We start from the raw sequence: 13,298 nt of genomic DNA, 5'->3' as shown, positions 1-13,298 counted from the left end.
ATGGGTGTCGGCCAGTGCCGGGTTGACGTTTCGAAGGGGGGCGGGGATGAGCGGTTCGCGCCGGTCCTGGGGGGAGATGCGTATTCGTGGTCGAGCATGCGCCTAACCAGATCGGCAAGTCGGACGCACGCCAGTGGATCATCGAACAATTCGATCCGGCCTTTTATCGTCGACAATTGCGCGAGGCGGGGGTCGAGCCGCTGCCGCAGCGGGCGCTGCGCCATTATCTGGAGGAAGGGTGGGTTGCCGGCTTCGATCCGAGCCCGCATTTCTCGACCGAATTGTACCTGGCGCTGCACGAGGATGCGCGCGCCGCCGGTTGTGCGCCGCTAGAATATCATGCGTCGATCGGCCGCTTTCGCGGCGCCGAGGTGCCGCGGTCCGACCGAAGCGTGGGGCCGGGCATCGCGTCGATCGAGACGATGATGGCCGAGCTGCGCGCGTTGTTCGATGAGGCGCATTACCGCGATCAATTGCCCGAGCCGGTCGATGGCGACCTGCTGGAACATTATCTGCAGGACGGGTGGCGGCGCGGGCTGAATCCCTCGGCAGCATTCGACACCGATCAGTATCTCGGCGCCAACCCCGATGTGGCGGAAAGCGGCCTCAATCCGCTGTTGCACTTTGTCCGGCATGGCCGCGCCGAGGGGCGCCCGACCGCCGTGCCGCCAGCAAGCGAGCAGACGGCGGCGGTGCCCGACCAAGCTGCCGTGACGGGGCGCGTGATGGCAGAGGCGCTGCCGGAGGGCGACCCGGCGGCCGCGCTGTTCGACCCTGCTTATTATGCGGCGCAGCTTGGCGCGTTGCCGGACGGCATATCGCTGTTCGAGCATTACATGGACAGCGGCTGGCGGCAGCGGCTGGACCCATCGCCAGCCTTCAACACGGCCTATTACCTCGACACCAATCCCGAGGTCGCGGCGGCGGGGATCAACCCGTTCCTGCATTGGGTGAATTACGGCCGGCACGAGAAGCGGCCGGCGGTTCCCTATCACTATCAGCCGGACTTCGCGCCGCTCGTGTCGGTGATCGTGCCGAACTACAATCACGCGCGCTATCTGGAGCAGCGGCTACAATCGATCTTCGACCAGACGTATCGCCACGTCGAGCTGATCGTGCTGGATGATGCCTCGACCGACGACAGTCGCGCGGTGATCGAGCGGCTGGTCGCGCAAAGCCCTTTTCCGGTGCGCACGGCGTTCAACGACACGGGCACCGGCAATCCGTTTCGCCAGTGGCAGCGGGGGCTGTCGATGGCGCAGGGGGCGCTGATCTGGATCTGCGAGAGCGACGATTTCGCTGATCCGCGGTTCCTTGAATATCTGGTGCCCAACTTCGCCGATCTGGCGGTGAAGATGGCGCTGGGCCGGATCGAATTCAGCCGCGGCGATGGATCGCCGATGCCCGGCATGGCCGGATTTCGCGAAGGGGCGGAGCCGGGGATCTGGGACCAGCCGGTCTGCCGGCCGGCGGCGCAATGGTTTCGATCGGCCTTCGCCAAGCGCAACATCGTCACCAACGTCGGCGGCTGCGTGTTCCGCAACCAGCAGATCGACGACGCGATCTTCGACCGTGCCGCGCAATATCGCATCGCGGGCGACTGGTTTCTTTACATCCACCTGCTCGGCAGCGGGAAGCTCGCCTTTTCGCCCGAGGCGGTAAGCTATTTTCGCCAGCATGACGCGAACACATCGGCGCGCAATTTCGACAAGATCTATTATTACGACGAATGCTGGGCGGTGCAGCAGGAGATCCGCCGGCACTGGCCGGTCGATGATGACGCCGGTGCGCGCTTCGTCGAGGATCTGGCGCATCAATATCGCCATTTCGACGTCGAGGCGACGCACGGGCCGTTCGAGGCGCGTTATCCCGCCGCGTCGCTGACGCCCGAGGGCGCGCGCAAGGCACATATCGCGATCGGCTTTCTCGGCTTCGAGACGGGCGGCGGGGAGCTGTTTCCGCTGCTGCTCGCCAACGAATATGCGCGGCAGGGGCAGATGGTGTCGCTGCTCGCCGCCAATCTGACCGAGCGCAACGAGGACATGGTGGCGCGGCTCGATCCGCGTGTGCCGGTCTATTCGCGCGACGACATATTTCCGGGCGGCTCGACCGCTTTTCTCGATCGGGCCGGCATCGACGTGGTGCATTCGCACAGCGTGCTGATCGAGAATCTGTTCTTCGAGCGCGGCGGCAGCGTCGGCCGGCCTTATGTCGTTTCGATGCACGGGTCGCACAATCTGCCGGGCGGGGCGCTCGACCGACTGCTGTTCCGATCACTGCGCAACGTCGACTATTGGGTCTATACCGCCGAGAAGAATCTGGACGTCTTTGCCGGGCTGCCGCTCGATCGATCGCGGTTCATCAAGATGGCGAACGGGATGCCGCGGGACGATCGCGAGGCGCCGTTCACGCGCGAAAGCCTCGGCATCGGCGCGGATGCGACGGTGTTCACCTTCATCGCGCGCGGCATCCAGCGCAAAGGGTGGCGCGCATCGGTATCGGCGTTCAAGCTGCTGAAGATGCGCCATCCCGAGCAGGAGATGCACCTGCTGATGATCGGCGAGGGGCGCTTTGCCGACAATTCGCGCGAGATCGCGGGTGACGATCCGTGCATCCATTACCTGGGCTATCAATCGTGCATCAACGGCATCTATCGCCTGAGCGATTGCGCGCTGGTGCCGACACGGTTCGAGGGCGAGTCCTTCCCGCTGTGCGTCATCCAGGCGTTGCAGGAGGGGTGCCCGGTGCTGGGCAATGACGTGGGCGAGATCCGCGACATGCTCACCTCCGACAAAGGCGTGGCGGGCATGGTGACGGCCAATTTGCGCGATACCACCGCCTTTATCTACTCGGTTGCGGACGCGATGGAGCAATTCCTCGATCCGGCGTTCCGTGCGGCCGCCAGCGCGTTGACGGCCGAAGTAGCCGATCGATTCAGCATGGAGGCATGCGCGACCGCGTATCGCGCGCTGTACGATCAGGCGATTGCGACCCGCGCGCGAGCATGATGCAGCATATGACATCTCCGGCAGATGACGAGGGCGTGTTCATGAGAGCCAAACGGCAGGCGATCGTCCATATCGGCCACAAGAAGACGGGCACGACCTTTATCCAGAACCAGTTCTTTGCGGCGCGGCACGACCTGCGCGACGCGGGCGTAATCTATCCCTTTGCCGAGCCGAACCATTCCTTTGCATTGTCGGGATTGTTCCGCAGCGCCCTGATGGATCGGGCGCCGACGCCGCGCGATGCCTATGCGGCGGACCGGGAGGGAGCGCGCGCGGCAGTCGATGCCGATCTTCGAAGTGTCGATTGGCATACGATGGTGCTGTCGGCCGAAGCGCTGACCCAGTTTTCGCGAAACGAGCTGGAGGCGCTGCAGGCGTGGCTGCTGGATCATGTCGAGACGATCCGCATCGTCTTCGTGGTGCGCGATCCGGTGGAATGGGCGGCGAGCGTCGCGCAGCAGCATCTGAAGACCAATGGCGAGGTCGAAGCGCTGCTCCATAAACCGGAGACGCCGCGTTGGGCGAATATCATCACCCGCTGCCGCGACGTGTTCGGCGCGCAGGCGGTGACGGTGCTGGAATATGAGCGGCTGGCGGCGGAGCGCGAGCAGTTTTCCGCGCGCTTCGCGCTGGCGGTCGACCTGCCGGCGAGCGTCGCCGATCTGGTGCAGGGGCGCGAGGGCGGCGCAAACGAATCGCTGTCGATGGAAGCGGCGCTGATGCTGGGGCGGTTCAACGCGCGCGTGCCCGAGCGGGTGGGCGGACGGCGCAATCCGGCGCGCAGTGGCATGGAAACGCGCGCCTTCGCCGGGCTGCCGGGAGAGAAATTCGATCTGCCGCAGGATGCGCGATTGCTGGCGCATGCGCAGAGCCGCGACGACGTGGCGTTCGTCGCCCGCGAGTTCGGCATCACGCGTTATTCCTATCCCGCCGCGGACGTGGCGCCGAGCCGCTACACCGAGGCGGTGTCGCCCGCGTTCCTATCGGCGGTGGCGAACCGATTGGTTGCTTTGCAGGGCGAGGCGATGACGGGTCGGCTGCTTGTGGATGCCGAGCGGATGCGCGGCGACGGCGACGAGGCGGGGGCGGCGGCGGCGCTGAATACGGCGGCGGCGCGCTTCCCCAATGACGAGCGGGTGAAGCGGGCGGTGGCCATGCAGCGCAGTGGCAAGGGGCAGGGCGGCGAGCCGGCGCAGGAGAAGCCGAAGGACGCCTGAGTTGGGCTGGTGGCGCGGCGGTCGATGATGGCGAGAAGGAGGGCGGGGCGCTTGTGATTGCCCCTCTCCCGATCTCGCCGCGCTCGGCCACCCTCTCCCCGCAAGCGGGGAGAGGGAAATTTGCTTAGACGTTGAAGCGGAAGAGCATCACGTCGCCGTCGTGGACGACATATTCCTTGCCCTCCTGGCGTAGCTTGCCGGCGTCGCGCGCGCCCGATTCGCCGCCGCATGCCACGTAATCGTCGAAGGCGATCGTTTCGGCGCGGATGAAGCCGCGCTCGAAATCGGTGTGGATCTCGCCCGCGGCCTGCGGCGCCTTGGCACCGGCGAACACCGTCCAGGCGCGTGCCTCCTTGGGGCCGACGGTGAAGAAGGTGAGGAGATTGAGCAGCTTGTAGCCGGCGCGGATGACGCGGGCGAGGCCGGTTTCCTCCAGCCCCAGCTCGGCCAGGAACTCGCCCCGATCCTCGGCCGGCATGGTGGCGATCTCGGCCTCGATCGCGGCGGAGACGACGACGGCCTCGGCGCCCTCGGCCGCGGCCTTTTCGAACACGCGGGCGGACAAGGCATTGCCGTTCGCGGCATCACCCTCGTCGACGTTGCAGACGTAGAGCACGGGCTTGGCGGTGATGAGCTGCGCCTGCGCGAAGACGCGCGCTTCCTCGGCATCTTTGGGCTGGGTGAGGCGCGCGGGCTTGCCCTCGCGCAGCAGGTCGAGCGCCTGGCCCAGAACGCTGGCGCCGATCTTGGCCTCCTTGTCGCCCTGCTGCCCCTTCTTGACGAGGTTGGGGACGCGCTTTTCCAGGCTTTCGAGGTCGGAGAGCATCAGCTCGGTCTCGACCGTCTCGGCGTCGGCGATCGGATCGACCTTGCCCTCGACGTGGGTGACGTCGCCGTCCTCGAAGCAGCGCAGCACGTGGACGATCGCATCGACCTCGCGGATGTTGCCGAGAAACTGGTTGCCGAGCCCTTCGCCCTTGGACGCGCCGCGCACCAGCCCGGCGATGTCGACGAAGGCGAGCTGCGTTTCGATGATCTTGGCCGACTTGGCGATCTCCGCCAGCTTCTGGAGCCGGGGATCGGGCACGCCGACGTTACCGACGTTCGGCTCGATGGTGCAGAAGGGATAGTTGGCAGCTTGCGCCGCGGCCGTTTCTGTCAGCGCGTTGAAGAGGGTGGACTTGCCAACGTTGGGCAGGCCCACGATGCCGCAGCGGAAACCCATGATCGATCCTTGAGAAAAACGTGTGGCGGCGGCTTTAGTCCGCGGCGGCGATGCGCGCCACCCTTACCACTTGTAGTTGAAGCTGATGCTGATCCGCTCGCTCTTGGCGGTGTTGGGCATCACCTCGTGCCGCAGCCAGCTTTCCCACAGGAAGATCGCGCCGGGGGTCGGCTCGGCATGGACGAACGTGTCGGCGCGCGGCGGCGCCGCCATCATCAGGCCGAGGCGCGGGTCTTCCAACCGCAGCGCGCCCGAGCCCGGGGGGACGGTGACGTAGATGGTGCCCGACACCACGCTGTGCGGGTGGATGTGGCCCGAGTGCGTGCCGCCCGGCTTCAGCAGGTTCACCCACAGGCTGTCGAGCTTCAGCTTGCGGCCGCCGAGCTGGAACCCGCAATCGGCAGCGAAGCGTGCGACGTGGCGATCGAGGTGGCGCTTCAGATCGGCGAAGGCGGGATCGCGCTGCGGCAGATCGTCGAGCGAGGCGTAGGAGGTGTAGCCGCGATAGCCGTGGTCCTTGGACCAGCGCTTGCCGGCGGTATCGTCCTGCGCGAGCGCGTGGACGGACGCTTCGAGCTCCTCGACCAGCGCATCGTCGCCGATCCGGCCTTCGTAGAAATGGGTGGGGAACAGCGCGCGGGTGGTCATGGCGGCGGCGGTAGGCAGGTCAGGCACGCTTGCCAAGCGACAGCCTGCGGCGGCGCTATCCGCCGAGCAGCTGGTGAACCAGTGCGAGCCCCGCCACGAGCATGGTCAATATGCCAAGGATGATGAGAAAGACGACGTAGAACACGCCCCAGGTGCCGGCATCATCGTCGCGCCGCATGACCCACCAGATCGAGAGCGCCAGCGCAGCCAGCAACGCGGCGCGCGGCGCCCAGCACGCGAGGGCCGCGAGCGCCGCGGCTGCGCCGATCCGGCGCGCCCAGGGTGCGTTCAGACGGGCGACCACTCCACCGGCTCTTCGCCCTCATCGTCGGGATCGACCGCCGCGTGGTCGGGGCCGATCTTTTCCAGCAGCTTGTCGAGCACCCAGTCGACGCCGGTGCCGCTGGCGCCCGACAGCGGGATCACCTCGGCGCCGCTCGCTTCCTCCAGTTCGGCGGAGAGCGCGGCGATGAGTTCGTCGTCGAGCGTGTCGATCTTGTTGAGCGCGACGACGACCGGCTTGTCCTCGAGCCCGCCACCGTAAGCGGCAAGCTCGTCACGCACGATGCGGTAGCTTTCCGCGACGTCAGTGTCGTTGGCGTCGATGAGGTGGAGCAGCACGCGGCACCGCTCGATATGGCCGAGGAAGCGATCGCCGATGCCGGCGCCCTCGGCCGCACCCGCGATCAGGCCGGGAATGTCGGCGACGACGAATTCCTGCGCCTTGTGTCGCACCACGCCGAGCTGCGGGCGCGTGGTGGTGAAGGCATAGGCGCCGACCTTCGCCTGCGCGTTGGTGACGGCGTTGATGAAGGTCGACTTGCCCGCATTGGGCAGGCCGACGAGGCCGGCGTCCGCGAGCAGCTTCAGCCGCAGCCAGACCCACGCTTCCTCGTTGGGCCAGCCGGTGCCGTGCTGGCGCGGCGCGCGGTTGGTGGAGGTCTTGTAGCTGGCGTTGCCGCGACCGCCGTCGCCGCCGCGCAGGAACACCACGCGCTGCCCGACTTCCGTGAGGTCGAGGAGCAGCGTGCGGTCGTCGTCGTCGGCCAGGATCTGCGTGCCGACGGGCACCTTGATGACGAGGTCCTCGCCGCCCGCACCGGTGCGGTTCGATCCCGACCCGCCATGGCCGCGCTCGGCCCGGAAATGCTGGGTGTAGCGAAAGTCGATCAGCGTGTTCAGCCCGGCCACCGCCTCGAATACGATGTCGCCGCCCTTGCCGCCGTTACCGCCGTCCGGGCCGCCATATTCGATGAACTTTTCACGCCGGAAGCTGACCGCGCCGGGGCCGCCGGCGCCCGAGCGGACGAAGATCTTTGCTTGATCGAGGAAATGCATGGCGCGCTCCTAGCGCTTTAGCGACGCTAAAGCGACTGGCGAGCGCGCCCGGCCAGCGCGGCCTCTGCCGCGACCGACGACGCGGCTTTGCCGCGGCGGGCCGCCGCTCGTAAAGTCAACGTCAACCAGCGCCATGCCAGCATCCGCCGATGCTCGTTCCGACCCTGTGCTGGCTGCTCGTCATCAATGCCGTCGCCGCGACCAGCTTCTGGCTGGACAAGCGCTACGCGATCGAGGGGCGGCGGCGCATTCGCGAGGCGACGTTGCTGCAAATGGCCTTTCTCGGCGGGTCACCCGGTGCGCTCGTCGCGCGCCGTGCCTTTCGGCACAAGACGCGCAAGGAGCCGTTTTCCACCTATCTGCTGCTGATCGTGATGGTTCAGGCGGGCGCGGTGATCGGCCTGTTCCTGATCTGACCGACAGCTATTTGCCGCGATCGGCGAGCAGCATGCCGCGGGCGAGTTGCCGGGCGGTTTCGCGCGGAAGGCCGAGCGCCTTGGCCATGGGCGCGCCGAGCAGGGCGTCGCCGAGCGCCATCAGGACGAGCTGCAGCGTTTCCTCGCGAATCGGCGCGGCGCCGTGCTTGTGATCCTGCGCGAGATCTTCGACCAGATCGTGGATCGCGGTGAGAATCGGGTCGAGCGCATTCTCGTTGCCCGACAGGATCATCCAGCTGGCGAGTGCGCCGGCGCCGTTGCGGCCAAAGGCATCAAAGGTGAGGTCGACCACCTCGGCCGGATCCTCCGCCTCGCGCGAGCGGATCACTGCGGCCTTGATGGTGCCGACGATCCGCGCGGCGAGATCGGCGATCAGCGCGGTCTGAAGCCCCTCGGCCGAGCCGAAATGGTGCAGGAGATTGGCGTGGGTGCGGCCGATTCGCGCGCCCACCGCCTTCAGCGTCACCGCCTGCGGGCCGACCTCGACCAGCAGCGCGCGCGCGGCATCGAGCGCGGCGGTGCGCGATTCTTCGGGACTCATGCGGCGGCGCAAGGGAGCAACGGACATTGCGCCGGGTGTCGGCGCTCCGCGCGCGATTTGCAATGGCGGGAGCGGGGAGGGGGAAACGCTTCGTCATGTCGGAGGGTGCGGCATGACGAAGCGGGAACGGGGGGCGGTTCAGGCGGCGATCGGCATTCGGTCGGTCGCCGCGTCCGCGTCCTCGCCCATGGCGAGATCGAGCGCCAGCACCGCGCTGCCGACGTGATGGCCGCGCGCGAGCGAGAAGCTAGGCTCGCGCCGGATCTCGCGAAAGCCGAGCTTGCGCAGGACGCGGCCCGATGCGGGATTGTCGAGATGATGCCGCGCCTCGATCCGGCGCAGCGGCAGCGCGTGGCGCGCCATGTCGAGCACCGCGCGGCCCGCCTCGGTCGCATAGCCGCGACCCCAGGCAGCGGGCGTGAGCCAATAGCCGAGCTGCGCGATGCCGCCGGCCGCACCGTCGAGGCCGATGCCGCCGATCAGGCGCGGACAGGCGCCGTCATGCGCCATAATGAGGAAACGCGCATCGGTGGCGCCGCGCGGCACGGCCAGAAACGCCGACGCGTCCTCGATTGTATACGGCCAGGGCACACGGGCGAGATTGGTCGCCACCGCCTCGTGCGCGATCGTCTCGGCCAGCAGGCTCGCATCTTCCGGCCAGCCGGGCCGCAGCGTCAGTCTCTTTGTCCGCGCGAACATCGTCGCTCTCCTCCGCAAGCGCGCCGCTAGCCGAACCCGATGACGGGCCGGCGACAGCGCGATGATGAGGGAGCAATAAAAAAGGGAGCCTGGGCGGACCCGGCTCCCTTTTTTGTGGTGGCTGGCCTCCCTCAGGGGAGGCACCGGGTCGCCCAGTGGGCAACCCGACTGGTCACCCGATGTTTATTCCGCCGCCTCGGCAATCATGTCGACCGAGCAGAACTTGCGGCCGAGTTTGCCGTCGTGGAACACCACGCGGCCATCAATGAGTGCAAAGAGGGTGTGGTCCTTGCCGATGCCGACGTTGCGGCCCGGGTAGAACTTCGTCCCGCGCTGACGCACCAGGATGTTGCCCGCGATCGCTTCCTGACCGCCGAACTTCTTCACGCCAAGACGACGACCGGCCGAATCACGACCGTTACGCGACGAGCCGCCTGCTTTCTTATGTGCCATTGTGCTTGCTCCTTACGCTGCGCGATTACGCCGACGCGCCGATCGACACGATCTTCAGGATCGTGTGGTTCTGACGGTGGCCGTTGCGACGGCGATAGTTGTGACGGCGGCGCTTCTTGAAGACGATGACCTTCTCGCCCTTCGCCTGCGCGACGATCTCGGCGGCGACGGTGAGCCCGTCGGTCGGCTTCAGCTCCGAACCTTCGCCGGCCAGCAGGACGTCGCCCAGCGTAATGGAGGCGCCGGCATCGCCCTCCAGCTTCTCAACGACGATCTTGTCTCCGGCGGCAACGCGGTACTGCTTGCCGCCCGTGCGCACGATTGCGAACATGGCCTGACTCTATCCAAATGCTTGTGCCCGGTCCGGATCACCGGGCCAGGAGGAACGGCGCAGCTAGGAGAGTCGGGCAGTTTTGTCAACGCCGCACGCGCGGCCGGTGCTCACCTAATTGTGGGCACCTGATGTCGGCGCTTAATGCCGATGCTCGCGGCGCAGCAGGTAGCGCCCGTCGCTAAACCCGGTGAACAGCCCGTCGATCGCGGGATGGTCGACCGGCTCGTCGCTTTCGTCGTGCACCAGGTTCTGCTGGCTCACGTAGGCGACATAGGTCGATTCGGCGTTTTCGGCGAGCAGGTGGTAGAAGGGCTGGTCCTTGGACGGGCGCACGCCTTCGGGGATCGACTGGTACCATTCCTCAGTGTTGGCGAACACGGGATCGACGTCGAACACCACGCCGCGAAAATCGAGCATGCGGTGACGCACCACGTCGCCAATGGTGAAGCGCGCGTGGGTAATGGCGGGCGCGACCGGCGCGCCGTCGATCAGGGAATGGCCGGGAACAGCTGACATGCCGCCAATCTAGTGCTTGTTGCGCGCCGCACAAGCTGGCGCTTGCGCATCCCGAACAACCGCGTTAGAGGCGCCGCCTTCGATCAGCCGGTTCGCTTTCGCAGCGCACCGGAACCTCTGCGGAGAGGTGCCAGAGTGGTCGATTGGGACGGTCTCGAAAACCGTTGTGCCTTTACGGGTACCGTGGGTTCGAATCCCACCCTCTCCGCCAGACCTTCTTCTCCGAACGTCTCATAACAGCGCAAAAGACCTAGCTTTCTTGCGGGGTTGTGGGTTGTCTGTTGTCTCACAGCATCTCACAAAAGCTCCATGCAGCTTAGCGATTCTGGGGGTAAAGCCGGGGTACCGGAACGATCGGGTGGGGGTACCGGAAAGTGCCCCTGACAGATCGAGCCTGCAAACAGGCGAAGGGCGAGGCCAAGCCCTACAAGCTTGCGGACGGCTCCGGTCTGCACCTCTACGTGACACCGAACGGCTATCGCAGCTGGCGTTGGAAGTATCGATTCGGCGGGAAGGAGAAGCTGCTCACGTTCGGACCGTATCCGGACGTCAGTTTGGCCGAAGCTCGGGAACTTCGCGAGCAGGTGGCGCGGCAGCTACGATCGGGGATCGACCCCGCCGTGGAGAAGAAGCGACAAAGCGCCGCGAGGGCGCTGCAGGCCGAAGCCACCTTCAAGACAATCGCGGAAGACTGGCGGGCGAGCCAAGCGTCCGTGTGGTCGAAGCGGCACGCGGCCCTGGTGAAAGCGAGCATGGAGCGGGACGTCTATCCCAAGATCGGCAGCCTGCCGATCGAGGCCATCACGACGCCGATTGTGATGGAGGTGCTGCGGCCGATCGAGCAGCGCGGCGCGATCGAAACGGCGCATCGCACCCGCCAGCGGATCTCGGAAGTCTTTGCTCGTGCGATCGGCAGCGGGTTGGCGCAGGTAGATCCCGCTGCGGTTGCGGCACGCGCGCTGGCACCGGTGAAGAAGGGCAAGTTCCCGGCCGTGCGAACCGTCCAGGCTGCCCGGGCGCTGCTCACGAAGGTGGAGGAGCAGCCCGCTCATCCGATCACGAAGCTGGCGTCACGCTTGCTGGCGCTGACGGCGGTTCGTTCCGGCGTCCTGCGGCTGGCGGAGCCCGGCGAATTCGAGGGGCTGGACAGCTCGGCACCCATCTGGCGCGTGCCGGCGTCGAAGATGAAGCTGGTGGTGGAGCGCAAGGAGGATGCGGCCTTCGAATTCATCGTGCCGCTGTCACGCCAGGCCGTGGAGACGATCGAGGTGGCGATGCAGCTGGCGGGCGATGCCCCGCTGCTCTTCCGCAGCGTTCGGCATCCGCGCAGGCCGATCTCGGACAACACGCTCAGCAAGTCGTATCGGGATGCCGGCTATTCCGGGATCCACGTGCCGCATGGCTGGCGATCGACCTTCAGCACGGTCATGAACGAACTAGCCGGCGAGGAAAACCGCGTCGGCGATCGCGCGATCATCGACCTCATGCTGGCGCACGTACCGAGCGGCGTGGAGGCAAGCTACAACCGAGCGGGATACATGCAGCGCCGGCGCGAGCTGGCGCAGGAATGGGCCGATCTGCTGACCCTCGGCCTTCCGCACCCCAGCGCGCTGCTCGAGGGCCCGCGACGAGTCTGACGCTCCCGAACGGGAGCGCAGCGGTATGAGCGGCGGGGCATCGATCTCGCGCGATGTGCAGCGCCTGCTGAAGGGCGCAACGGCGCAGCTCGCCGGCCGGGCACGTCGCGGCCCCGATAGCGGGGAAGGGCGCCGCGTTCCTCGGCGACACAGCTACGACGAGGCGGATCCGCGGGCGAAGCCTTGGGCGAGGATCCAGGACGGTTCAGTGGCCGCTGGCCTCGCGCATCGCGAGGCGATGATCGCCACGGCCGAGCAGCTCTATGTGGAGCAGTGGCGCAAATTCCCGCTGTCCGAGGTGCGCCAGGCGCGCGCTGAGCGCGCGGCCGCTGCAGCTGAACTGGACGATCTTGCGTCCAGGTCGCCGGCGGAGATTCCAGTCGGTCGGCCGGCTACGCTACGCCAGCTGATAGCGAAGCTCGATCAGGAACTGGATGACGCTGATAGGCGCCTGCACCGCATCGATGTGACGGTGCTGAAGGCGCTGCTGTCGTTCCTGGACTTCAGCACCGGCAAGCTATTTCCGGCTATCGAACGGATTGCCGAGAAGGCGGGTTGCCACCGTAATAGCGTCATCTCTGCCCTGCGTAGGTTGAAGGCCAACGGCTTCATTGAGTGGGTTCGCCGAACGACAATGACAGGCAACGAGGGGGAGTTCGCGCCGCAGCGTGAGCAGACGAGCAACGCCTACTATTTCGACAACCGTCGGCGGATGGCCAAGGCGACGTGGCTGCGATTCACGCAGATCCTTACAGCCAAGCTAAGTCGGCTCGGGCGCATACCCCCAGGGCAATCCTCCGCGCCTGTGGCGGATCCTGCAGCGCCACCGGCGCCGGGAAGCATGGCCGCAGCGCTCGCCAGCCTTGGCGCAGCTCTTTCACGCGCGAGCACATAGAATATGCTCTATCCGACCTTCAGACATGAAGAGGAAAAGGCAGGTCATCCCTGAACGGGATGACGCGCTATTTGTGGTCCCCCCTCGATCAGCCGATGCGGCAAAAACAAACCAACAGCCAAGAGCCGGCTGTCGGAACGCGGCGGCTTGCGCCGCCACGATGCTGCCGGGGACGTCAGGGTTTGGGATAGGGCACCCGGAGAGCCGCCACCGGTGCTCGCGTTGCGAGGAAGGTAAGGGGCAACTTTTTGGTCCGGAGCACCTCGTATTGCGCACGGACCCACTGCGCGGTGTCCGGCCCCCCTCGGCCCTGACTTTCGACCCCCGCCCCCCTATCTCGATCCCATCGC

14 protein-coding genes and 1 tRNA gene are annotated in these 13,298 nt (G+C 66.5%); 6 read left to right on the top strand and 9 right to left on the bottom strand.

The features are described from left to right. The first annotated feature begins 86 nt into the window (after positions 1–86). Both SPDO_RS12755 and SPDO_RS12750 read left to right on the top strand, forming a co-directional pair. The gene (locus SPDO_RS12755; RefSeq protein WP_088367897.1) at positions 87–3,008 is read left to right on the top strand and encodes a glycosyltransferase; all 2,922 of its coding nucleotides are present in this window, start codon (positions 87–89) and stop codon (positions 3,006–3,008) included. A 41-nt stretch (positions 3,009–3,049) separates the two neighbouring features. Next, the gene (locus SPDO_RS12750; protein WP_143559655.1) at positions 3,050–4,225 is read left to right on the top strand and encodes a hypothetical protein; all 1,176 of its coding nucleotides are present in this window, start codon (positions 3,050–3,052) and stop codon (positions 4,223–4,225) included. A 124-nt stretch (positions 4,226–4,349) separates the two neighbouring features. Here the strand turns inward: SPDO_RS12750 and ychF are convergent, their stop codons facing one another. The 4 genes from ychF to obgE all read right to left on the bottom strand — a co-directional run bounded on the left by ychF (position 4,350) and on the right by obgE (position 7,436). Continuing rightward, a complete protein-coding gene (gene ychF / locus SPDO_RS12745; protein ID WP_088367895.1) occupies positions 4,350–5,450 on the bottom strand; it encodes a redox-regulated ATPase YchF in 1,101 nt (366 codons plus the stop codon). Positions 5,451–5,513: 63 nt separating this feature from the next. Next, positions 5,514–6,098 (bottom strand): TIGR02466 family protein, encoded by a 585-nt coding sequence (locus tag SPDO_RS12740; protein ID WP_088367894.1) that lies wholly within the window; start codon positions 6,096–6,098, stop codon positions 5,514–5,516. A gap of 55 nt (positions 6,099–6,153) precedes the next feature. Then, positions 6,154–6,402 (bottom strand): hypothetical protein, encoded by a 249-nt coding sequence (locus SPDO_RS12735; protein ID WP_088367893.1) that lies wholly within the window; start codon positions 6,400–6,402, stop codon positions 6,154–6,156. Further along, positions 6,387–7,436, bottom strand: coding sequence for a GTPase ObgE (obgE, locus tag SPDO_RS12730; RefSeq protein WP_088367892.1), 1,050 nt, complete (start codon positions 7,434–7,436; stop codon positions 6,387–6,389). The genes SPDO_RS12735 and obgE overlap by 16 nt, the downstream gene beginning before the upstream one ends. A 149-nt stretch (positions 7,437–7,585) precedes the next feature. Here obgE and SPDO_RS12725 point away from each other — a divergent pair, with 149 nt between their 5' ends. Beyond that, a complete protein-coding gene (locus SPDO_RS12725; RefSeq protein WP_088367891.1) occupies positions 7,586–7,852 on the top strand; it encodes a DUF1294 domain-containing protein in 267 nt (88 codons plus the stop codon). A 7-nt stretch (positions 7,853–7,859) separates the two neighbouring features. Here the strand turns inward: SPDO_RS12725 and SPDO_RS12720 are convergent, their stop codons facing one another. The 5 genes from SPDO_RS12720 to hspQ all read right to left on the bottom strand — a co-directional run bounded on the left by SPDO_RS12720 (position 7,860) and on the right by hspQ (position 10,416). Then, positions 7,860–8,414 carry a TetR/AcrR family transcriptional regulator gene (locus SPDO_RS12720; protein ID WP_425441957.1) on the bottom strand — a complete coding sequence of 185 codons (555 nt, stop codon included), beginning with the start codon at positions 8,412–8,414 and terminating at the stop codon, positions 7,860–7,862. Positions 8,415–8,552: 138 nt separating this feature from the next. Further along, complete coding sequence (locus tag SPDO_RS12715) at positions 8,553–9,113, bottom strand: GNAT family N-acetyltransferase (protein ID WP_211280083.1); 561 nt, start codon at positions 9,111–9,113, stop codon at positions 8,553–8,555. 183 nt (positions 9,114–9,296) lie between these two features. Next, the gene (gene rpmA / locus SPDO_RS12710; RefSeq protein ID WP_088367889.1) at positions 9,297–9,566 is read right to left on the bottom strand and encodes a 50S ribosomal protein L27; all 270 of its coding nucleotides are present in this window, start codon (positions 9,564–9,566) and stop codon (positions 9,297–9,299) included. A 25-nt stretch (positions 9,567–9,591) separates the two neighbouring features. After that, positions 9,592–9,897, bottom strand: coding sequence for a 50S ribosomal protein L21 (rplU, locus tag SPDO_RS12705; RefSeq protein ID WP_088367888.1), 306 nt, complete (start codon positions 9,895–9,897; stop codon positions 9,592–9,594). 141 nt (positions 9,898–10,038) lie between these two features. Then, on the bottom strand, positions 10,039–10,416 hold the full coding sequence (gene hspQ / locus SPDO_RS12700; protein WP_088367887.1) for a heat shock protein HspQ: 378 nt from the start codon (positions 10,414–10,416) through the stop codon (positions 10,039–10,041). Positions 10,417–10,537: 121 nt separating this feature from the next. Between hspQ and SPDO_RS12695 the strand changes: the two genes are divergently transcribed. The 3 genes from SPDO_RS12695 (at position 10,538) to SPDO_RS12685 (ending at position 12,948) form a co-directional block, all read left to right on the top strand. Beyond that, a tRNA-Ser gene (locus tag SPDO_RS12695) sits at positions 10,538–10,627 on the top strand. Positions 10,628–10,790: 163 nt separating this feature from the next. Then, positions 10,791–12,053 carry a tyrosine-type recombinase/integrase gene (locus SPDO_RS12690; protein WP_245829483.1) on the top strand — a complete coding sequence of 421 codons (1,263 nt, stop codon included), beginning with the start codon at positions 10,791–10,793 and terminating at the stop codon, positions 12,051–12,053. A 25-nt stretch (positions 12,054–12,078) separates the two neighbouring features. Then, positions 12,079–12,948: a helix-turn-helix domain-containing protein gene (locus tag SPDO_RS12685; protein WP_088367886.1), complete on the top strand. Its 870-nt coding sequence runs from the start codon at positions 12,079–12,081 to the stop codon at positions 12,946–12,948. Positions 12,949–13,298 lie beyond the last annotated feature (350 nt).

The organism is Sphingomonas dokdonensis (assembly GCF_002197685.1).
GTDB lineage: Bacteria > Pseudomonadota > Alphaproteobacteria > Sphingomonadales > Sphingomonadaceae > Sphingomonas > Sphingomonas dokdonensis.
The sequence above is the reverse complement of the archived record's forward strand: the minus strand, read 5'-3'. Positions and strand labels throughout refer to the sequence as shown.